The sequence below is a fragment of the Undibacterium sp. KW1 genome, from assembly GCF_009937955.1.
GTDB lineage: Bacteria > Pseudomonadota > Gammaproteobacteria > Burkholderiales > Burkholderiaceae_D > Undibacterium.
This window is the reverse complement of the sequence record NZ_AP018439.1, coordinates 116595-138610: the sequence shown is the minus strand read 5'-3', so window position 1 is coordinate 138610 and position 22016 is coordinate 116595. Positions and strand designations below refer to the sequence as shown.

Sequence of the window (22016 nt, the reverse complement as noted above, 5' to 3'; positions counted from 1 at the left end):
CTTTAACCTCTAACCTTTAACCGCACCAGCGGCAATACCACGCACAAACCAGCGGCCTGAAATGAAATAGATAGCCAGTGGCAGCAAGGCGGTCAATATGGTAGCTGCCATATTGACGTTATACATCCTGGTACCGGTCGTCGTATTGATGACGTTATTCAATTGTGCCGTCATCGGTAAATGTTCCCGCCCCGCAAACACCAGGCCGAGAATGTAATCGTTCCATACTCCGGTGACCTGCATGATGGCGGCTACGACTATCATGGGCAGGGACATGGGCAGCATCAATTGCACAAAGATGCGGAAAAATCCGCCGCCGTCTATGCGTGCGGCATGAAACAGTTCCTGCGGTATGCCCAGATAGTAATTGCGAAACAGCAGGGTCATGATGGGCATGCCAAAGATCACATGCACCAGTACTATCCCAGGCAGGGTGCTGAAAATATTCAGGACCGCCAGTACCCGCACCAGTGGAAACATCATGACTTGCACAGGAATGAAAGCGCCCGCCAGCAAAATGGCAAACAGGAGTTGTGAACCACGGGGCCGCCAGAACGACAAGGCGTAACCATTCAGCGCACCCAGAAAAATCGCCAGCAAGGTGCTGGGTAAAGTAATCGCCACTGAATTCCAGAAACCGCTACTGATACCTTCACAGGCCACGCCTGTACAGGCTGTGCTCCAGGCTTGCCGCCATGGTTCCACCGTCATGTGCATGGGCAAGGCAAAGATATTACCGAGGCGAATTTCTTCCATTGATTTGAAGGAAGTCACCAGCATGATATACAGCGGCAGCAAAAAGAATGCCGCAGCAGTCAGCAGGAAGGCATAGATGCCTATGCGTGCCGGTGTCCATATGCGCTTTGTATTTGTCCTCATCTTTTGCCCTTGCGCGCTCTTGCATACGCGTAGGGTATTAATAGTGCCAGCACGGGCAGCAGCATCATGATGGCACCGGCAGATGCAAGTGACAGGTTGGCGCGGCCAAACAAATGGTCCATGATGAATTTTGCCGGTACTTCGCTGGCAGTGCCGGGGCCGCCCTGCGTCATCGCTTCAACCGCATCAAAGAGTTTGACGACAGCCGTTGCCAGCAACAGGAATACGGTGGCAAAACTGGGCGCCAGCATGGGGATGATGATGGACAGGTACACCCGCCAGGTGGGGATGCCATCCATGCGCGCAGCTTTCCAGATATCGTCATCTATGCCACGCAAACCCGCCAGCAGCATCGCCATGACCAGGCCGGAAGCCTGCCACACGGTGGCAATGACAACGGTATAAATGACCATGTCCTGATCAACTATCCAGTTAAACTGAAAATCCTTGAACCCCAATTGTCGTATGCCTTCTTGTATCCCCACACCAGGCGTCAGCATCCACTGCCACACCAGACCGGTGGCGACGAATGACATAGCGTAAGGGTACAGGAAGATGGTACGCAAAACACCTTCACCCGTGACATTCTGGTCTATGAATACGGCAAGCAAAAAACCAATAATGACGCAGGCAAGGATAAACAGCACGCCATAGATGGCCAGGTTATTCAGTGACAACAGCCAGCGCTCATTGTCGAACAGACGCTCATACTGAATGAGGCCAACGAAATTATTGACTGGTAGAGTACGCGAGCTGCTCAATGAAATCTTCAATGTCCACAATAAGGTCGCCAGGTAGCCAAATACCACCGTCAGGCTCATAGGCAGCAAGGCAGCTTGAGGGATGAGCCTGGTATGCAGCTTGCCTTTGTATCTGGCGCTGGGTGAAGTGGTTGGCATGTATGAGGGTGCTTGGCAGGATATCAGTATGGCACTTAGTTTTTCAACGCTGCGATGATATTTTTTTGTGCTTTTTCCACCGCCATATTGGTATTCCAATAAGCTGTCAGCACATCGGTCAGGGCACCATTCTGGTCTGGCGTCAGGTAAATCTCACCTATGCCTGCATGTCGGCTTTTGTCTTTCATGATTTCCAGCCCGGTCTGCGCGCACAGGTTCAACTGTGTCACATCAAGATCATTGCGTATGGGGATGGAACCCTTGAGCTTATTGAATTCCAGTTGAGGGCCAGGTGCCACCACAATGCTGGCCAGCAGCTTTTGCGCCTTGATGGTTTCTGGATTTGCAGTTTTTGGAAAGACAAAAGCATCGCCCTGTATCAGATAAGGTGCTTTTGGTCCCAGGCCTGGCATGCAACCATATTCGCGGCCAGCGACTTGTTTGGCCGCGACAAATTCACCCAAAGCCCAGTCACCCATGATTTGCATGCCCGCTGCGCCTTTGATGAGCAAGGCTGTGCTGTCATTCCAGTTGCGGCCAGGTGATGCGGTATCAATGTAAGAGCGCAAGCGCTTGAAGCTTAGCAAGACTTTGCGAAAGGCTTCTGAATTCATAGCGGTGACATTACGGTCACGCATCACACTCAGATACAGATCCTTGCCACCTACATTGGCCAGCATGGCCATGAAGACGATAGTCTCTTGCCAGGCCTGACCGCCATGGGCCAGCGGTATCAGTCCGGCTGCCTTGAGTTTATCGAGAGCAGCAAACAGCTCATCTGGCGTGGCTGGTTCTTTGTCTATACCTGCTTTTTTAAATGCGGATTTTGAATACCATATCCAGGCTGGCATGTGGATATTCACCGGTACAGCATAATAATGCCCCTTGATTTTGAGGACATTGCGTATGGGCTCAGGCAGGGTCTTGTCCCAGTTCTCTTTGGCGGCGACATCATCGACATTATTGAGCATGTCTTGCTCGACGACATCCTGGAATTGCCTGGAAATATTGAATTGCGCCGTAGTGGGCGGGTTGCCCCCGACCATGCGGTTGATGGCGACGGAACGCGCCTGGTCACCACCGGCGATGGCAGTATCTGTCCAGACACCGCCAGCGGCGCGATAAGCTTCGGCAAATTTGGCGACAGCCGCCGATTCACCACCGGATGTCCACCAGTGCATGACTTCAGCCTTGGGGCCTGCGGCATGTGCAGACATGCTCGCGGCTACCAGGCCGCCCAGGCCACCGAGTAGCAGGGCAAGCACCGGTTTATTGGTTTTATACATTTTGTCTCCGCCTAAGTTTCCACGGGTGCAGATGGCAGATCGTGGTCTGCAATTTTTCTGCTTTCTTCTGCTTTTTTATCGTTATATCTGTTACTGCATACATGGAAATTCCCGCCTCTCATCATGCTCAGTCACATCGACTGAATACAATTGGAAACGTTCCCATAAATCCAGGCAAAATATAACACCCTGGGTTTTCCAGTGTCAACATATTGTCAATATGAAAAACAACAGGGTAAGCATCCCTACTGGCTTTCATCGCAGGTCTCCCCCAGGAAATCAATGCTGCACCATGGCTGCACGCAACTGTGCGACGATGAGATCGACAAAACTTCTCACCTTGGCATTTGCATAGCGGCCTTCCCTGTGTACCACATGCACGGGAAGCGGAGCAGTCTCGTATGCCTGCATGACGCGACATAATTGTCCACCATCAAAATACCCATCCACCTGGTAGGACAGCAAGCGGCTGATGCCCAGGCCTGCGAGGCTGGCTTCTATGGCCGCATCATTGCTGCTGACCGTGAGGCGTGGCTTGACCTTGATCGCCATATTCTGGCCTGCATGGGTAAAGCGCCATTCGACCATGGGGGTGACGCCAGTGGCGGCAATAATGCTATGCCCGCTTAAGTCATGCGGACTGGCTGGCGTACCATGTGTTTGCAGATAAGCGGGCGAGGCGCACAATATACGGCGTATCTGCCCTACCCGTATTGCCTTCATGCTGGAATCTGGCAATTCACCTATGCGCACACCGACGTCGATGCCTTCTTCCAGCAAATTGACGACACGGTCGAGGAAAAGCGCAGACACATCCATCGCCGGATAGCGCTGCAGATATTCAACAATGCCGGGCATGACAAACATTTTGCCAAACATGACGGGAGCAGTGACAGCCAGATGACCACGCGGTTCGGCATTGATACCTGCCGTGGCTTCATCGGCAGCCTCGACATCGGCAATGATGCGACGGGCATCTTCCAGATAACGCTGACCGGCTTCTGTGACCCTGACAAAGCGGGTGCTGCGATTGAGCAGCTTGACGCCCAACCTGGCCTCCAGCGCTGCGATAGCGCGGGTCACTGCAGGCGGCGACATGGCCAGACGACGGGCGGCAGCGGCAAAGCCCTCTTCTTCGGCAACGGCAACAAATACGGTCATCAGATGCAGTTTGTCCATGGCACTCCTGCGATTATTCCGCTATTTATAATAATTAATTGTAAATCATGGCTATTCTTCAGACAAACGATATTGCGTAAATTTGAGTATTCATAACTCAACTCACGATATTTACTTAAGGACGAATGAAAATGGATAAGTCATTGGAAATTGCACGCCCACCCTTACCCCCCTTCACATTGGAGACGGCAATACAAAAAGTACGTATGGCAGAAGATGGCTGGAATACCCGCGACCCGGACAAGGTGGTGCTGGCTTACACGGTGGATACGATCTGGCGCAACCGCCATGAATTCCCGCAGGGGCGCGAGCAAGTCAGGGAATTTTTACAGCGAAAATGGGCAGCAGAACGTGAATACCGCCTCATCAAGGAATTATGGGCATTCAGCGAGAACCGCATCGCCGTACGCTTCGCCTACGAGGGTTGCGACCATGAAGGCAACTGGACGCGTTCTTATGGCAACGAGAACTGGGAATTTGCGGAGAATGGCCTCATGCATAAACGTTTTGCCAGCATCAATGATCTGCGCATCAGCGCAGATCAGCGTTTATTCCACTGGCCCCAGGGCAGGAGGCCAGATGATCATCCCGGGCTCAGTGCTCTTGGCCTGTAAGCCAAACCAAGATCAAGTCCGAACAGTGGGCGCAGGAAAAACACCCGGCGTATGATCTCGTAACTGAGGAAGCAGGTCGCTGCTGTCAGCGCCACCAGCAAGATGCCTTCTGGCAGGGCAGGCAAGGCCAGCGGTTTCATGCCATGCGCCATGATGACGATATAAGTCTGATGCAGGATATACACAGGAAACACTGCCTGCGTCAGATAGCGCCTTGCCGGGCTATCGAAATTCAGATGCTGCTTCGCATAGCCGCAGGCTGCAATAATCGCTGACCAGGCCATGCAAACCCATACGCCGCGCTGTAGCATGATGAACCACTTCGGTGTAGCGTCATACTCAAAGCTGAAATAGATGATCAGGAACAACCAGCCACATGCGGCTATTCTGAGAGCCAGCCAGCGCATTCTGGCAAGCTCTTGCCAGAATGCCTGGGAATTGGCAATCAGGGCACCGAATGTAAAGATAAACAAATAGCAGGCATGGTTATACCAGTCAGCCACCAGGCCATTATTCGGCGGGTAAGAACTGAACAAACCCATGCGCACCAGCGCCAGGTAAGCAACAGGCAAAACCAGGATGCGCCAACCTTTCATCTGCTTTTGCAGCCAGCTGCGGGCAGCCTGGAACCACGCAGGCTTGAAAGCCAGCCAGAACCACAGCAACACACTATATACCCACAGGTAGGCAACAAACCACAGATGATTCCAGGTAGGCAAATCCAATACCTTGCCTTCTATCTTGAAGCCACGATAGTGATGCAGGTAGAGCTGCATGAATTCGCCATAACTGCCTGCATAGGCCAGTTTCTCCACCACTTCCATATAAGCTTGTGGCGGCACCACGACGAACATGCCAAAGATCAGCGGCAGCAAAAGACGCAGGCTGCGGCTGCGCAGGAATTTGCCGGTAGCGATTTTTTCCAGCATGAAGGCAGATGCCACACCAGAGATAAAAAACAGCAGGCTCAGACGCCAGGGGTTGGTCAGCATCATCAGCGGCTGTATCGCGCTGCTGGCATGCGGGCTTTTGACATGCCAGCCCCACTCCACATAGTACATGCCTACGTGGTACAGAATCAGCAGGAAGAAGGCGATGATCCTGACCCAGTCGAGAAAATATAAGCGCTGGGAAGGCAAACCTGGCACTGCTATGCTTGAATTTGACATGGCTCTTTTTTCTGGTCATAGATGAACACAGACGCGATACTAAAAGCATGATCAAATTCACACCAGAAAAATGTGGCGGACTGGATGTGAGCAGGGGTGAAATGGAAACCCAACAGTGACTTAGCTGGCAAGTGCCTGCACGACCTCATCCCTGTGCTGACGGCTGCATGGCAAGCGCAGGCCATCTTGCAGCAGCAGTTCAGCATCTCCCTTTTGCGCTGGCAAGACCTGGGTAATCTGGTCCAGCCTGACGATATGGCTGCGGTGGCAACGCACAAAGTCCTGCCCCAGCCTGTCCTGCAAACCCGACAAGGTCTGGCGCATCATATGCTGCTGTTGGCTGGTAAAGATCATCACATAATTATCAGCAGCTTCCAGCCGTATGATGTCGGCCAGTTTGATGACGGTGACGCGGCCTTTTTCACTCAGCAGCAAATGCTGTTCTGCCTGGATTTTCCTTGCGCTGCTCCTGCGCTCGCTTACTCTTTGCAGTGCACGCAGGAACCTCGCCTCATCATAGGGTTTGAGCAGATAATCTATTGCATTCGCATCAAAAGCCTGCAGGGCAAACTGGTCATAAGCAGTGACAAAAACGATCCGTGGGACAGGTGCTGTCAATTGACTGGCGACGGTAATGCCGTCCATCTCGGGCATTTGTATGTCGAGGAAAACCAGGTCGGGCTGTAGCTTTTGTATGCATTCCAGCGCTTCTTTGCCATCCCTGGCTTCTGATACGACGGCATCTGCGACATGCTCTGCTACCAGACGTCTGAGCTTATCCCTGGCATAGGCTTCGTCATCGACGATAAGGATTTTCATGAAGCTATGTTCCCGACATCAATGGGCAGGCGCAGCTCGGTCATGACACCTGATGGACTCAGATCGGTCAATTGCAGACTGGCTTTATCCTGATACAGGACTTGCAGTCGCTGGCGCAAATTACTGATACCCACGCCTGAGCCTTGCCCGTTCTCCTGCAATTGACCTGCATCATCCTCGATGCGCAAGATGACTTGCCCTGCCTCTTTATATGCGCTGATTTTTATGTGAGTAAGCTGGCTGCGTTTTTCCACAGTATGCTTGAAACTGTTTTCCAGTATGGTTTGCAGGCTCATGACCGGTACTTTACTGCTTAGCACATCGTCAGCAATGTCCCAGTTGATCTCTACCCTGTCGATAAAGCGCAGGCTCATGAGTTTTGCATAGGCTTGCAGCAGTTTCAATTCATCTGCGAGGCTGGTTTCGCTGTGTTGGCCCAGGTCCATGCTGGCGCGCAAGAGTGCGGCGATCTCACTCAGCGCAGTGTCAGCCAGTTTGACATCGGTGTACATCAGTGATGAAATGGTGTTGAGTACATTGAACAGGAAATGCGGCTGCATCTGTTGCGTCAGCCTGTGCAATTGCGCATCACGTAACAGCGCCTGGGATTTTTCTGCATTCTCTTTTTCTTCGAGCAAAGAAGCATAGGCTTGCAGGCCAAAAATCACGACATAGAACATGCCAAAGAACATGAAGATCTTGCTGCACTCATAAAAATAGACTTTGATCCAGCCATCATGCTGATAGCTGAGTCCCAGCAAGGCATACACCGAATGCCGCAGGCTATATACCAGCACCACAAATACAGTGCTGAACAAAGGCAGGGGCAGGATTTGCTGCCAGAACCATTTGGCTGGTGTCTGCAATAAATGCCTGTCGGTCAGCTTGCGCCTTTGCAGCAAGAGCAGCAGTGTGCCGACGAGGGCAGAAGAGCTTTCCCAGAAGATTGGCTCCCAAATATGTTTGCCGCCACCTTTCAGGTGGTCCTGCACGGCAACCGCCACCATCAATAGCCAGAACAAAAACCAGCCGACGAAGACTGGTTTTTTGATCTTGTTCCAATACGCCAGCCCATCCACTATTGCGCCACCAGGTTGCTGGTGCCCAGCCATTTGCCACTCATGCTCAAATCGCGGGTCAGCTCCAGCACCAGTTTTTCTACTGCCATGGCCGCATTCGTCAGCGGGATATTCTTGGAAGCACAGAGGGTTACGGTACGCGACAGTTGCACATCGCTGATAGGGCAGGCACGCATTTCGCCGCGTTCGATTTCTGCCAGCATGGGTGATACGGGCAAGATGGTCGCCCCCATATCAGCCATCAACGCAGATTTTAAAATCGCTATCGAGGTGATGTCGATGACATTCTCTATGTGCTTACCCTGCTCCCTGACCACCTGTTCTATGCGTGGGCGCACGCCATGTTGTATGCTGGGCAGAATCAGGGTCGCCTGCAAGGCCTGGGCCAGGGTAATCGATTTGCGCTTACAGGCAAACTGAGAATCCGTGCGTGTGATGTACATCATTTCCTCTTCGACCAGCGGCTTGCTGGTAAAGCCGCCCAGTTGGCCATCATCAAACAATATCGCCAGGTTCAAACGGCCTGAGCGTAATTGCTCGGTCAGGTTGCCCGTCAATTCTTCTGTCAGCTGGAACACGATATCGGGGTAAGCCGTGCGTACGGCTTTCAATAAAGGGAAGGCCAGCGCGCCCGAAGCACTTTGCGGTATACCGAGTGCCACTGTGCCACTGGGTTTGTCAGTCGATTGGGCGACGGCTGATCTGGCATCGCTGACCTGCTTCAAAATCGCCAGCGCATGTTCATAGAATATCTTGCCGGCATCAGTGGCTTGCATGCCTTGCGCTGACCTGTGCAACAGGGTCGCACCCAGTTCTTCTTCAAGTTGCTGCAATTGCTGTGTCAGCGCCGGTTGCACGATATGCAGCACGCGCGCTGCGCGCGACAGTGAACCGTGATCAACGATGGCGACAAAATAACGTAGCTGGCGCAATTCCATTTTTTATTCCACAGGCTTGATGGCCCGTCTTTCTATCGATGAAGACAGGATCAGGGAAGTCGAAGTCACACCGCAACGCGCAAGACTGGTAATCACGCGCTCCAGCTCGCGCACGGATGGCGCGACTACTTTGACGATCACGCAATCTTCGCCGGTAATGGCATGGCATTCAACTACTTCGGGTACTTGCTCGGCAATTTTTAGTACCGGCGTATCGGTTGCGCGGCTGGCAATGCGGACAAAAGCCGTAATGCCATAACCCAGCGCCTCAGGATTGACCCTGGCGTGGTAGCCTGTGATGACATTGGCGGCCTCCATGCGCTTAACCCTTTCGGTCACGGCAGGCTGGCTTAAATGTATGCGGCGGCCTATCTCGGCCATGGTGACCCTGGCATCGGCCTGCAAAATCTCGAGGATTTTGCCATCCATCATATCCAATTCTATTTTCACGGGGAAAACCTGCTTTTTCGTTGAGATTAAAAGAAATGTACCTGATTTACCTTTGATTATCCATTCAAAATTCAAACTCACTGACATACACTGATTACCTGAATTTAATCCATGCCCCATCAGCTATGCGCCATCTGCCACGTCAAGTCTTACTCGCCCTGCTCACTGTCTATATAGTCTGGGGCTCCACTTACTTTGCCATACAGGTGGCTCTGAAGGCTTTCCCGCCTTTCATGATGATAGGGACGCGCTTTCTGGTAGCCGGTGCTATTTTGTATGCATGGCAAAAATGGCGCGGTGCACCCAACCCTAGTTTGCGTGAATGGCGCGATGGCGGCATTGTTGGCATTTTGATGCTGGGTGGCGGTACTGGTTTGACGGCGGTGGCGCAGCAATACGTGTCTTCTGGCCTCACTGCCGTCTTCATTGCCTGCTCACCGATGATCTTGTCTGGTTTATCAGGCCTGTTTGGAGACTGGCCCAAGCGCCGCGAATGGACAGGCATACTCTGCGGCTTTGCCGGTGCCCTGTTGCTGGCGTCTGACGGCCAGTTCTCAGCACAACCTCTGGGCATACTGTTCTTGCTGGGTGCAATATTATGCTGGGATGTGGGTTCGATTTTGTCGCAAAAGAAACTCAAGATGGCGGCAGGCGGCATGGGCTTTGCGAGTGAAATGCTGGTCGGTGGCTTGTTCCTGTTCATCATCAGCCTGGGTAAGGGTGAGCAACTGACGGGTGAAGTCACCTTCAATGCAGTGGCTGCCTGGGCCTATCTGGTGGTGGCTGGATCACTGCTGGCATTTACTGCCTATATGTATTTGCTGTCCAAGGTACCGGCTGGTCTGGCTGCAAGTTATGCCTACGTCAATCCTGTCATCGCAGTAGGTCTTGGTGTGGTGTTTGGTGGCGAGCACCTGTCCATGCGCGAGATGCTGGCGATGAGCATCATTCTTGGCAGCGTGATAGTACTGACCAGCGCGCACAAGCATAAAGAGCAGACTGCCAGTTGATAAATTGATCGTTGCCTGACAACTGCCCCGCACAAAAAATAATGGCGCTGCAACACTGCAGCGCCATTTTATTAATTAATTCATCAATTCATCAATCAACTCATTCATCAACTGAGCTGTCAAACAAGACCAGGCCAGGCTCAGTCTTAAAAGAATTCAGCGGTATCGTTGGACACTTCAGTCTTCAAATCACCGCTGGACACCAGTTCATCATAAAAACACGTGCGGTTGCGGCCATTAGACTTGGCGAAATACAGCGCCTGGTCAGCCCGGCCCACAATGGCGACGGCAGGTTCAAATGGGTCTATGCGGGCATAGCCTATGCTGATGGTGACCGTGCCAACCTGGGGGAAATAATGCTGTTCCACATTCTGGCGGAAACGTTCGAAAATGGTATTGGCATCTTCCTGCGAAGTCGAACGCAGCAAGATAACGAATTCTTCGCCACCAAAACGGAACAGGCGGTCTGAGGGGCGGAAAGAACTGCGCAAGAGATTGGCGATGAGGATCAGCACTTCATCACCATACAGATGCCCGAACTGGTCATTCACGCGCTTAAAGTGATCAATATCAAGCACAGCCAGCCAGTGCTGACGTTCAGGCTCATGGCTGCGGCGTTCTTCTTCTGCACGCTCAGCTTCTGTGCTGGCCTGCTGCTGCAAAGCACTGCTACGCAAAACCTTGGAAAAATTATCATCAAAAGTCTTGCGGTTCAGTAAACCTGTCAATGAGTCGCGCTCACTATAATCAAGCAGATTCTGGAAATTGCGATAGACAATCAGCATGCCGTTGACGACTTCCATTGCCGTCGTGGTGTAATTGGCGGGCTTGTAAATTTCCAGGCAAGTATGCAATTTGTCATTGATCCAGATTGGCAGCCAGATAATTTTGCCACCTTCTATGACTTGCTCTATGACTTGCTGTTTTTGTGCAATCCCCTCTTTCAGGTGAGGGTAAAGCTCGATGGAATCATGGGAAGCAGGGGACGCCTGGGTTTCGTCGGCAATCGCGACATTGTCATTTTCTATACTGATATGCGGCTTGATAAAGACTTGCTGGCCGACAGAAACCACATCCAATACCCGCGCCGATTCCGCGTTGGTCAATTGACGCAGCGCAGTAATTACTGAAATATTCAGTAAATCGTGATCGCGATGCCCGGTAATTTCTACCAGGTGTTTAATGATTGATTCCATGCCCCGTATTCCTGCATCTTCCTGCCGATTCCAGCCGATCCTTGCATTAATTACCAGTACGAACTCGCCAGCAGCAATCCAGCACACGCAAGCACTGCGCGCAAATTGCCCTTATACAATAGTATAACAATTCAGGGCTGGCTTTACCTGATATTCTGCAAACTATTCATGCAGAGACATATTTTTACAAAATTGTACGAAAAATGCGTGGAATCCGATTTTCAAATAGTGCAGGCAGCCATACAACTATCGAACTAAAGTAATATTAGCAAAACTCATTTCAATCATTTTTTGCCGGGGTGTAGCCATGAAACGTCTGCGTACCAAATCCTGCATCCTCATGCTGGGCTGCATGGCAGGCAGCCTGGTCATGGCTGGCGCAGCATCTGCCACATCCATACAGGTGACAGACAGCAGCGGACAGGCAGTACAGGATGCAGTCGTCTATGCAGAACTTGCCGGCAGCCCACAGATTACCAAGTCAGCTACGGCTGAAATCCAGCAAAAAGACAAGAAGTTCATGCCCTTCGTGACTGTGATACAAACCGGCACTTCAGTTTCCTTTCCCAACAATGACACGGTCAGGCATCACGCTTACTCGTTTTCCCCAGCCAAGCCTTTTGAATTGAAGCTGTATTCAGGCAAGCCTGCTGCACCTGTGATATTCGACAAAGCCGGTACCGTGGTGGTTGGCTGCAATATCCACGACCAGATGGTTGCCTATATCCAGATCGTCGATACTCCCTATTTTGCCAAAACCGATGCGAGCGGAACTGCCCGTCTGCCCACCATCCCTGCCGGCAAATATGTATTGAAGACCTGGCATCCCAAACAACCAGCGTCGGCACAGGTACAAGAGCAAAACATACAAATCGACAGTAATGGCCCCAACCTGACGGTAAAATTGAATTACAAGGCTGGTTAATTACAAGACTGGATTGGCAGGAAATACTTTTCCCACGCACACCAATAGGAAAGTTCATGCGTTTGCATAGTTTGGAAAGCCGGGTTGTTGCTCTGTTCATAGGCCTGCTGTTGACGGTACAACTGGCGGCCTTTTTTGCTATTGGTAATGCCATAGACAGAAACGCCCGTACCGCCGTTGAAGAGAATCTGAAAATCAATGAAAAATTCCTGCTGCGCCTGCTGGACCAGAATGCACAAAAACTCATACAGGGCGCCATCGTCCTCGCCAAGGATTATGCCTTTCGCGAAGCCATAGGTACGCACGATACTGAAACCATCGTCTCAACCTTGTCCAATCATGGCAACCGCATAGGTTCAGACCTGACCATGCTGGTCGGGTTGGACAGGAAAATCACGGCTTTTTCAGCAACCAGCAAAACCAGCCGCAGCAATGGTGCAAACAATGAATTAAGCAATAGCCTGCAGCAATCGGTTGCCGCACTGATACAAACCGCAGAAAAAACCGGCAGTGCTGCCAGTACGGCCATCGTCGATGGCAAACCTTATCAAATGGTGGTCGTGCCTATCGAAGCACCGGTCACCATCAGTTGGGTAGTCATGGCCATCCCCATAGGCAAGGCCCTGGTGACCGACATGCATGAATTATCGCGCATGCAAATCAGTTTGCTGACCTCTGAAAAACAGGGGCGCTGGCTCGCGAATGTGTCCAGCCTCAATGATGAGAACGCTGGCAAGCTGGCCCAGCAATTACCTGTTGCAGACAAACTGGTCAATTATCTGCCTGCCCTGCAAATCGATGACGACCAGTATAGCGCCCGCATACTCAGACTGGCACAGAACGAACAGTTTAATACCATCGCCGTGCTGCAACTGTCGATCAGCCAGGCAGTCGCCCCTTATAAGGACTTGCAGCGCAATCTCTTGCTACTGACGGTACTTGCTGCCGTGGTTGCCAGCATCATCAGCGCCATCACGGCCCGTCGCATTACCGGGCCGGTACGGCAACTGGCAGAAACTGCGCGCAGCCTGGGTGCCGGTGACTACACTGCCACCATTGACGTCAAACAAAAGGACGAGATCGGCGACCTGGCGCGCACCTTCATGACCATGCGTGATGGTATTGCCCAGCGTGAAAAAGAAATCAGCCGTCTGGCTTACTGGGACACCCTGACCAATCTGCCAAACCGGGCACTGTTTACCGACATGCTGGAAGAAGCCATTGCCAGCGCACGTTCCCATGAAAAGTCCTGCTATGTGCTGATGATGGACCTCGACCGTTTCAAGCATGTGAATGACGTCATGGGACACCGCTTTGGCGATATCCTGCTGAACCAGGTTGCCATACGCCTGTCGGCAGAACTTGGAGCTGGCGGTACCAAACCCGCCCGCCTCGGTGGTGATGAATTTGCCATACTGTTGCCAAATAGCGCCAAGGAAGATGCACTAGAGCTGGCGAACCGCATCCTGCGTTCACTGGAAAAACCTATCTCCATAGAAGACCAGACTGTTGATCTGGGGGCCGGCATAGGCATCGCCGGTTTTCCTGAACATGCGGGGGATGCCCAAAGTTTGCTGAGCCGGGTTGAGGTTGCCATGTATGCGGCAAAACTCGGCAATAGTGGCGCAGTCATTTATTCCCCCGACATCGACAAGTCCAGCCAGCAAAGCCTGTCTTTGCTCAGCGAATTGCGGGCAGCACTGGAACAGCAGGCCTTCCGTTTATATGTACAACCCAAGGTTGGTCTAGACCATGGCCAGGTGATTGCAGTCGAAGCACTGGTACGCTGGATACATCCCGAGCGTGGCTTTATCTTCCCCGATCAGTTCATTCCCTTTGCCGAGCAAACCGGCTTCATACGCCAGTTGACGCACTGGGTCATGAATGAAGCAGCACGGGTCTGCCACCTTTGGGCCCAGCAGGGCATACACCTGAAAATCTCGGTCAATATTTCTACCCGAGATTTGCTGGATCAGGATTTGCCAGGCAAATTTGCCCAGGTGTTGCAGAACCATGAAGTAAAAGCTGCCTCGTTTTGCCTGGAAATCACTGAGAGTGCCATCATGGATGACCCGGTCCGGGCCTTCCAGACGCTGGACAAATTGCATGCCATGGGCTTTGAGTTGTCTATCGATGATTTTGGCACGGGTTATTCGTCACTGGCCTACCTGAAGCGCCTGCCGGTCCATGAACTGAAGATAGACAAATCTTTTGTACTCAAGATGGAGAAGGATATTGATGACACCAAGATCGTCAAATCGACCATAGACCTGGGACACAATATGGGCTTGCGTGTAGTGGCCGAGGGTGTGGAAAATATAGAAGTCATGAATTTGCTGAAGGAGCTGGGCTGCGACCAGGCTCAAGGTTATTACATCAGCAAACCCATGCCTTCAACTGACATGCCCGCCTGGCTGGGCAAGTGGCAGGAACAAAACCAGCCAGCGAGTCAAGCCTGAATCAGAACCATCAGGCCAGATGCACGAACTGGCCTGATTTGCGGTCGCGCTTGCGGTTATACATGCGGCTGTCGGCGATCTTGATGAGTCGCACATAATCACTGCCATCCTCAGGGAAGCTGGCCCAGCCTACCGACACACCAACACTGACAACGATGTCTTCGAGCGCAATTGGCTGTTCGACGACATTGCAGATTTTTTCCACGGTATTGTTGATATCGATAGAGCTCTTGGTATCTTTCAGCAGCAACACGAATTCATCACCGCCGTAACGTGCCACTTCATCCGTCTCACGGATAGCCGAGCGCAAACGCGCAGCAATCACAACCAGGGCCTTGTCGCCAGCATCATGGCCGTGATTGTCATTGATGTATTTGAAGCGGTCCAGGTCTATGAACAATAAGGTAAAGCCTTCACTGGCACCAGGATTTTCCAGCGCCTGCTTTTGCAGGTAATTGATCTGGGTGAACAGGGATTCACGGTTGGCCACCTGGGTCAGCTTGTCATAGCGCAGCTTGTTTTCCATCTCCATGAAAGTCTGGGCCAGTGCGCCTATCTCGTCCGTGCGACGGATTTGCAGGCTGGGCATGGGTTCGCCATTGCCAAATTTTTCAGCAGCAGAAGTCAACTTGCGTATATCTCGTATCACGCGCTCGACGATGGTCAGGCCTATGGTGAGAGCAAAGATCACACAGGCCAGGGCAATCACCATACTCTGCATGAAACCCTGGTTGATACTGCTCATGAAATCAGCACGGGGCACGGCGACCACGGTCAGCCAGTTCAAGCCCTGCTTGTTGCCCAGTGGAGAAATCGCCACATCAATGGTGCCATTGCTGAGCTCCATCGATTGTGTCTGGGTAGCCTGCAATTTCATGCTCCCGACTCTTTGGAAAGTCTCACTGATCAGCGGTGTTTTCATATCGATGGCACGCATGCGTTCTGGCACGCCATTCACGGTGCGCTCAGGCAGTTCCTGGCCAGACGTGGCAACAATATAACCATCCGCATCGACGATATAGGCGACACTGTTCTTGCTGATCTCGAGTTTACGCAGGAAATTCGATAATTCCTTGAGCGTCAGGTCGGTTGCCATGACACCGGCAAACTCATGATTCTTGTTAAAGACCGATTTTGCCAGTGTGATAGTCGGATAATGGAAAGAGAAATTATTGTAGATTTTTGACCAGACCGGTCTTTCCGAGGTCTGGGCAATCTTGTACCAGGGGCGCAAACGCGGATCGAAGTCATCACTACGCAAGACGTTGGAACGGTCGCCGACATGGCTGACGCGATACACCGTGCGCTTGTCGCCATCGGGTTCCCGCCAGAACAATTGCACCATTTCCCTGGAAATTCGGTAAACACCGACAAAACGCCCGTCGCTACCGCCAAAGTACACATAATTATTCACATCCATGAACAAGCCACTGGCCGCCCAGAATTTTTCTTCCAGGGCTTTCATGTCCGCAGAAAAATTCTGCTCTTTGGGTAAATTGCTGGGACTGGGTGCGACAGATTCCAGCGCAATCAGGGCGCCATCGAGGTGTTTTTCGGTCGCCAGGTTGATACGGTTGACCATATCGCCAAGTATGCGCTGCGTCAGGGTATAGACGGCATCTGTCCCGGCCTTCATGGAGACCCATCCTATGGCGGCAGACACCCCTATCACCAGGACGATGATGGGTATCACCAATTCTCGACGCAAAGAAGAACGACTCATACTTGGGCTCAATCAGGCTCAAAAAAAGCGATCGGAAATTCCTGTCCGGCATCCTGTGCTGCACTTCCCCGCTACTTCTAGCTATCCAAAGCGGCAAAATACCATGAAGAAAAATCAGGGGGCTTTAGTATATACCGTTAAAAATTGTTAAAACCAACTTATGTGACAACACAGAGATTAAATCTTGCGTATTGTGGTAAATGGACTGGTCAGATCAAGACGAAATACAAAGGCCAGCTTAAATTTCTACCATTTCTTTTATAAAATGAATCGGTTACTCTGATGAAAAATTTCTTTTGAGCAACCAACATACCATGGACTTATACGCCACCGATAGCGAAGTTACGCAGTTAGAGCAGCGCTTGACCGGAACGGTGACGCAAGAACAACTCGACGAATTACTGACACTGGCCTGGCACCTGCGTCAGCGCGACAGCAGCCGCGCCCTGAACCTGTGCGAACAGGTCAGTAAACTGTTAAATACCTCCTGCAGGACGGACACCGACAAAGCCCTGGTCTATCTGCGCCTGCAGTTGATCAGGGCAGAAGAAAAGTGGCTGCATGCTGATCTCGACAGCGCGGCAGCCATCATCCAGGCCATACTGCGCCACCCTGACGTGCATCTCGACCCGGCCGCCCTCAGCGATGCCCATCGCATGCTGGGTTTCATCTTCTCTGACCAGGGCAAGCATGTGGAATGTGACATAGAGATGGCCATCTCCATAGATGAAGCCAGCAAGGGTGATGATGTCTTGCGCAAGCAATGTACAGCCGCTGCCCTGGCCCGGGTGGCGGTTTTACGTGATGATAAATTGGCGAAATCCTATTTCGACCGCTATTTTGCCTCGAGGAATACCCCAAAAGAAATCCACCCTGGCCTGGCCGCCCTGATGGATGATTTTCTTGGTTTATATGCTGGCCTGAATGGTCAGCTCGACGAATCTGTTAGCCACCTGAGCAAGGCGTATCAGGCCTGTCTCGATTCTGGCCAGATTCGCCGTGCCATCCTGACTGCAGCCAATATAGGTTATAGCTATACCAAGGCAAATGATTTTGAAACTGCACTGGAATGGCTACAAAAAGCACTGCAACTGGCCAAACCCACAGGCTGGGCACCCAGCATAGGCAATTGCCTGATGCAAATAGGCGACACTTTACGCAAGATGGGATCGCTCGACGCCGCAGACCAGATGCTGCATGAAGCCCTGGAGCAGCTATCCCGGCTGACCGGTTCACGCAATTATGCCTTGACCATCAGCGTACTTGCCGATGTTGCCCTGGACAGGCGTGACTACCATCTGGCCTACAATTTGTTCAGCCAGCTGGCGATGCTGCAAGGTGCGCAAGAGCAGGCTGATTTGCAGGAAGCGGCCAGGCTGGGGCAGGCAAAGGCGCAAGCCAGACTCCAGGCCATGACCAGAGAAGCCGTAATTCATAAACCTGACACACTTGTTGCAAAGCGTTAATTGGTCTTGTGCAACACCTGACTAGCTTGTATAAATGAAGCCAGCTCCAGCCGCAGGCTGGATTACCACGAACTGCCGTGAGAATAGTCACCATGCTGCGCCTGAAATCCCTCCTCGTCTTTACTCTGTCAGCTTGCGCCAGTATCTCCATGGCGCAAGGTCTGCCCATGCCCGACAAAGGCAAACTGCTGGCGACCGGAGGCGTGATACAACTGGAAGGCGCAGGCGGTGGTGGTCTGACACCATGGGCGACGATTACCGGTTATGGCAGTGAAGACAGCTATGGCGTCAATGCCCATATCACCCAGGTCAGCACCCAGGACTATCGCCTGCAAACTGCTGGTGTCGCTATCGGTATTGCCGACAAACTGGAAATGTCACTGGCGACACAAAAATTTACGGGCAGCCTGGCCCCTCTCGACAAACTCGAACTGCAACAGGATGTCGTCGGCATCAAACTCAAAATAGCCGGTGACCTGGTCACGGATCAGGACACCTGGCAACCCCAGGTCGCCCTGGGCGCCATGTATAAGCGCAATCATGCAGTCAAAGGTCTGGAGGCACTGGGTATCACCAGCGTCAAACAACTGGGTGCGGTGGATGACAGCGGCATTGATTATTATCTGTCGGCCACCAAGCTGATACTCGATCATAGCCTGCTACTGAATGGCACTTTACGTCTGAGCAAAGCCAACCAGATGGGCTTGCTGGGGTTTGGCGGCGACAAGCGCAACCATTACCAGTTATTGCCAGAAGTGTCGGTTGCTTACCTGCTCAACCGCAAGCTAGTCGCTGGCGTCGAATACCGCAGCAAACCGCAAAATCTGGCGGTCGATCATGAAAAGGCTTACTACGATGCCTTCCTGGCCTGGTTTCCCAGCAAATCAGTTTCACTGACACTGGCCTATGCCCATCTGGGTGACATTACCATTTTCAATCCGAAGAACCAGCGTGGCTGGTACCTGTCACTGCAAATCGGCAATTGAGGATAAGCGCATGAAATTCATATCACCCATTCCACCCATTCCCGCGCTTGCCTGTTTGCTGTTTGCAGTAATGGCAAACACTTCTGCAGTCCAGGCCCAGACTACACCGCAAACCCTGTATCAGGCGCTGGGTAGTGAAAGCGGTATCAGTCAGATCGTTGATGAAGCAGTCGGCATCATTTTGCAGGATGAACGCATCAAGGCCAGCTTCAAGGAAACCAATATCCCCAGACTGGCGCAATTACTGAAAGAGCAATTTTGTGTCATCAGTGCTGGCCCTTGCAAATACAGTGGAGATGACATGAAAACCGTGCATCAGGGTCTGGGTATCAATGCTGCACAATTTTATGCCCTGGCAGAAGATGTACAGATCGCCATGGACAAACTGGCCATTCCATCTAACACACAAAACCGCCTGATGGCCTTGCTGGCTCCGATGAAACGCGACATCGTTTTCCCCAAGGCGCAACCCTGATATTTTTATCTTTTTTTTTGCATTAAATCTGAATCTGATTTTCAGTAGCCTTCGTACAAAGAGCAGATACACGGTTTTTCGTGCGAGATTGCCGCTTTATAAAGAGGAGATATGATGCAAATGAAGAATAAATTTGTTGCCCTGGCCCTGTCAGGCAGCAGCGTTTTCTGCATGCAGGCCAGCCTGGCCCAGGACATGCTGAAACCGGACATGGGCAAACTGACAGCTACTGGCGGTGTCAGCCAGCTCGAAGGTGCGGGCGGCGGCGGTCTGACGCCATGGGCCTTGATCACAGGCTATGGTACGCGCGACAGCTATGGTGCCAATGCCCACTATACCCAGGTCAACACTCAGGACTACAGCCTGAAAACCTATGGCGTTGCAGTTGGCATTGCCGACCGGGTAGAGCTGTCGCTCGCCAGCCAGGAATTCACAGGCTCGCAGGCCCCTTTGAATGCGCTGAATATCAAACAGGATATTTTGGGCGTCAAAGTCAAAGTTGCCGGTGATGCGGTATATGACCAGGACAGCTGGATGCCACAAATCGCCGTTGGTGCCATGTACAAGCGCAACAAAGGCATAGGTGGTCTCGGTGCACTGGGTGTGACTAACGTTAAGCAACTCGGTGCAAAGGATGACAGCGGCGTTGATTACTATTTTTCTGCGACCAAGATCCTGCTCGAACAAAGCCTGCTGCTGAATGGTACGGTGCGCATGACCAAGGCCAACCAGATGGGCATACTGGGCTTTGGTGGCGACAAGAAAGACAGCTATAAACCCATGCTGGAAACCTCAGTTGCTTATCTGATCAACCGCAAACTGGCGGTCGGTGCTGAATACCGCATGAAGCCGCGCAATCTGGGCGTGGATAATGAAAAAGATTATTACGACGTGTTTGTCGCCTGGTTCCCAACCAAGAATGTGTCTGTCACGGCGGCTTACGCGACACTGGGTGACATCACCATCTTCAATCCAAAAAATCAGCGTGGCTGGTACTTGTCCCTGCAAGCAGGATTCTGAGCGCCCACTGACTATCTATAAAAAAGACCTATCATGAATATTCTCTCCCGCCTGTGCAAAACCATAGCCGCTTCCACTTTGTTTATCAGTTTGTTTGCCAGCCTGCCTGCCCATGCGCAAACCGGCAATGACGCCCTGTATCAAAGTCTGGGTGGCAAAACCGGCATCAGTACTTTCGTCAATTCCTTCGTTGCCATCGTGCTCGATGATGCGCGCATCAATAAGGCTTTCAAGGAAACAGATACAGAAAGACTGGCCAGCCTGCTGACCGAACAATTCTGTGAACTCAGCGGTGGCCCTTGCAAATACAGTGGCCGCAGCATGGCAGACGTACACAAGGACATGGAAGTGACGAATGCCCATTTCAATGCACTGGCAGAAGACTTGCAGATCGCCATGGAAAAACATGATGTACCATCATCTGTGCAAAACAGGCTGATCGCCAAACTGGCACCCATGCAGCGTCCCATCGTGTCCAAGTAAGTAGAACTCATTTCATAAATAGGGATGAGTGCGAACAAGGCGATTTGGGATGCAGTGCAAGGCGTGGCCTGCAGCTAAGGCTCATGCCTTAGCAAAGGACGCAACGCAGCAATGCACCCAAATCGTCAGTTCCCGAAGGGTTTGCCTCATAACACGTATCAGACAACATTGGATTTATTGAAAATAGTGCCACAATTGACAACCACAACGTGTTACCGGTCCGTGTTATGAGGCAAACGCATCTCATTCATATTTATGAAATGAGTTCTAATCTAAAGGTGGTAAAAATGAAGCTATTATTTTTGCAAAAGTATCGCAGCTTGCTCGCTCTGGCGCTGACGGTGACGTTGACACTGGTGGCAAGCTCACCCATGGTAGCACATGCAGCAAAACTGAATTTCCAGGCGGTCGATAAAAATGGCAATGCCATGAGCGATGTCGTCGTATATGCGACACCAGTAGGCGCGCCCTTGCCAGCCTCAGAAAAAACCGAGGCTATCATATCGCAAAACGATATGCAGTTCTCACCGTATGTAACGGCAATACGCACAGGCTCACAAGTCAAGTTCCCCAACTATGACAAGATGGAACATCATGTGAAGTCTTTCTCGGCGACCAAGGAATTTGAAATCAAGACTTATGAACGCGGCGTGGTACCACCACCTGTGATCTTCGACAAACCCGGCATCGTCATCGTCTATTGCCTCCTGCATAACTGGATGCGCGCCTATGTGCTGGTGCTGGACACACCCTACTTCGTCAAGACGGATCAGAACGGCGCTGCCATGCTGGATAAACTGCCAGATGGCAATTACGAAATCAAGGCCTGGCATCCAATTCTGGGCAGCATCAAGCCGCCACTGAGCCAGACTGTCAAAGTCAATGACCAGGCAACCCCGGTCAAATGGCAGTTTGATTTTGTGCCGGTCCCAAGAAAATCGAAATCTGCTGCTTACTGAGT

General features: G+C 51.8%; 21 protein-coding genes. 10 read left to right on the top strand and 11 right to left on the bottom strand.

Translation table 11 applies throughout. The features are described from left to right. Nucleotides 1-9 precede the first annotated feature (9 nt). From UNDKW_RS00665 to UNDKW_RS00650, 4 genes are all read right to left on the bottom strand, one after another. Nucleotides 10-879 (bottom strand): carbohydrate ABC transporter permease, encoded by an 870-nt coding sequence (locus UNDKW_RS00665; protein WP_162057169.1) that lies wholly within the window; start codon nt 877-879, stop codon nt 10-12. Next, nucleotides 876-1700 carry a carbohydrate ABC transporter permease gene (locus UNDKW_RS00660; protein ID WP_232063472.1) on the bottom strand — a complete coding sequence of 275 codons (825 nt, stop codon included), beginning with the start codon at nt 1698-1700 and terminating at the stop codon, nt 876-878. The genes UNDKW_RS00665 and UNDKW_RS00660 overlap by 4 nt, the downstream gene beginning before the upstream one ends. Nucleotides 1701-1813: 113 nt before the next feature. After that, on the bottom strand, nt 1814-3064 hold the full coding sequence (locus tag UNDKW_RS00655) for an ABC transporter substrate-binding protein (protein ID WP_162057167.1): 1251 nt from the start codon (nt 3062-3064) through the stop codon (nt 1814-1816). Between the two features lie 279 nt (nt 3065-3343). Further along, on the bottom strand, nt 3344-4243 hold the full coding sequence (locus tag UNDKW_RS00650) for a LysR substrate-binding domain-containing protein (protein ID WP_162057166.1): 900 nt from the start codon (nt 4241-4243) through the stop codon (nt 3344-3346). A 131-nt stretch (nt 4244-4374) separates the two neighbouring features. Between UNDKW_RS00650 and UNDKW_RS00645 the strand changes: the two genes are divergently transcribed. Further along, nucleotides 4375-4857: a nuclear transport factor 2 family protein gene (locus tag UNDKW_RS00645; RefSeq protein ID WP_162057165.1), complete on the top strand. Its 483-nt coding sequence runs from the start codon at nt 4375-4377 to the stop codon at nt 4855-4857. Here the strand turns inward: UNDKW_RS00645 and UNDKW_RS00640 are convergent. The 5 genes from UNDKW_RS00640 to UNDKW_RS00620 all read right to left on the bottom strand — a co-directional run bounded on the left by UNDKW_RS00640 (nt 4827) and on the right by UNDKW_RS00620 (nt 9312). Beyond that, nucleotides 4827-6026, bottom strand: a complete 1200-nt coding sequence (locus UNDKW_RS00640; protein ID WP_162057164.1) for an acyltransferase family protein — start codon at nt 6024-6026, stop codon at nt 4827-4829. The two genes, UNDKW_RS00645 and UNDKW_RS00640, sit on opposite strands and share 31 nt — an antisense overlap. Nucleotides 6027-6146: 120 nt before the next feature. Beyond that, nucleotides 6147-6845 (bottom strand): LytTR family DNA-binding domain-containing protein, encoded by a 699-nt coding sequence (locus tag UNDKW_RS00635; protein ID WP_162057163.1) that lies wholly within the window; start codon nt 6843-6845, stop codon nt 6147-6149. After that, entirely contained in the window at nt 6842-7957 is a 1116-nt protein-coding gene (locus tag UNDKW_RS00630) for a sensor histidine kinase (RefSeq protein ID WP_162057162.1), read from the bottom strand. Before UNDKW_RS00630 ends, UNDKW_RS00635 begins: the two co-directional genes overlap by 4 nt. Further along, nucleotides 7924-8862 carry a LysR substrate-binding domain-containing protein gene (locus UNDKW_RS00625; RefSeq protein WP_162057161.1) on the bottom strand — a complete coding sequence of 313 codons (939 nt, stop codon included), beginning with the start codon at nt 8860-8862 and terminating at the stop codon, nt 7924-7926. Before UNDKW_RS00625 ends, UNDKW_RS00630 begins: the two co-directional genes overlap by 34 nt. A gap of 3 nt (nt 8863-8865) precedes the next feature. Then, nucleotides 8866-9312 carry an Lrp/AsnC family transcriptional regulator gene (locus tag UNDKW_RS00620; RefSeq protein ID WP_232063183.1) on the bottom strand — a complete coding sequence of 149 codons (447 nt, stop codon included), beginning with the start codon at nt 9310-9312 and terminating at the stop codon, nt 8866-8868. Between the two features lie 125 nt (nt 9313-9437). Between UNDKW_RS00620 and yedA the strand changes: the two genes are divergently transcribed. Next, nucleotides 9438-10322: a drug/metabolite exporter YedA gene (yedA, locus tag UNDKW_RS00615; protein ID WP_162057160.1), complete on the top strand. Its 885-nt coding sequence runs from the start codon at nt 9438-9440 to the stop codon at nt 10320-10322. Between the two features lie 146 nt (nt 10323-10468). Here the strand turns inward: yedA and UNDKW_RS00610 are convergent, their stop codons facing one another. After that, nucleotides 10469-11518, bottom strand: a complete 1050-nt coding sequence (locus UNDKW_RS00610) for a GGDEF domain-containing protein (RefSeq protein WP_162057159.1) — start codon at nt 11516-11518, stop codon at nt 10469-10471. Between the two features lie 307 nt (nt 11519-11825). Here UNDKW_RS00610 and UNDKW_RS00605 point away from each other — a divergent pair, with 307 nt between their 5' ends. Then, nucleotides 11826-12443: a methylamine utilization protein gene (locus UNDKW_RS00605; RefSeq protein WP_232063182.1), complete on the top strand. Its 618-nt coding sequence runs from the start codon at nt 11826-11828 to the stop codon at nt 12441-12443. A gap of 56 nt (nt 12444-12499) precedes the next feature. Continuing rightward, nucleotides 12500-14902 carry an EAL domain-containing protein gene (locus UNDKW_RS00600; RefSeq protein WP_162057158.1) on the top strand — a complete coding sequence of 801 codons (2403 nt, stop codon included), beginning with the start codon at nt 12500-12502 and terminating at the stop codon, nt 14900-14902. Between the two features lie 10 nt (nt 14903-14912). Here the strand turns inward: UNDKW_RS00600 and UNDKW_RS00595 are convergent, their stop codons facing one another. After that, complete coding sequence (locus UNDKW_RS00595) at nt 14913-16625, bottom strand: sensor domain-containing diguanylate cyclase (RefSeq protein ID WP_162057157.1); 1713 nt, start codon at nt 16623-16625, stop codon at nt 14913-14915. A gap of 314 nt (nt 16626-16939) precedes the next feature. Here UNDKW_RS00595 and UNDKW_RS00590 point away from each other — a divergent pair, with 314 nt between their 5' ends. From UNDKW_RS00590 to UNDKW_RS00565, 6 genes are all read left to right on the top strand, one after another. Continuing rightward, on the top strand, nt 16940-18091 hold the full coding sequence (locus UNDKW_RS00590; protein WP_162057156.1) for a lipopolysaccharide assembly protein LapB: 1152 nt from the start codon (nt 16940-16942) through the stop codon (nt 18089-18091). Nucleotides 18092-18240: 149 nt separating this feature from the next. Further along, the gene (locus tag UNDKW_RS00585) at nt 18241-19077 is read left to right on the top strand and encodes a DUF3034 family protein (protein WP_232063470.1); all 837 of its coding nucleotides are present in this window, start codon (nt 18241-18243) and stop codon (nt 19075-19077) included. A 10-nt stretch (nt 19078-19087) separates the two neighbouring features. Further along, on the top strand, nt 19088-19552 hold the full coding sequence (locus UNDKW_RS00580; RefSeq protein WP_162057154.1) for a group 1 truncated hemoglobin: 465 nt from the start codon (nt 19088-19090) through the stop codon (nt 19550-19552). Between the two features lie 171 nt (nt 19553-19723). Continuing rightward, a complete protein-coding gene (locus UNDKW_RS00575) occupies nt 19724-20572 on the top strand; it encodes a DUF3034 family protein (RefSeq protein WP_232063469.1) in 849 nt (282 codons plus the stop codon). A 33-nt stretch (nt 20573-20605) separates the two neighbouring features. Further along, a complete protein-coding gene (locus UNDKW_RS00570) occupies nt 20606-21055 on the top strand; it encodes a group 1 truncated hemoglobin (protein ID WP_162057153.1) in 450 nt (149 codons plus the stop codon). Nucleotides 21056-21342: 287 nt separating this feature from the next. Further along, nucleotides 21343-22014, top strand: coding sequence for a methylamine utilization protein (locus UNDKW_RS00565; protein WP_162057152.1), 672 nt, complete (start codon nt 21343-21345; stop codon nt 22012-22014). The last annotated feature ends 2 nt before the right edge of the window (nt 22015-22016 follow it).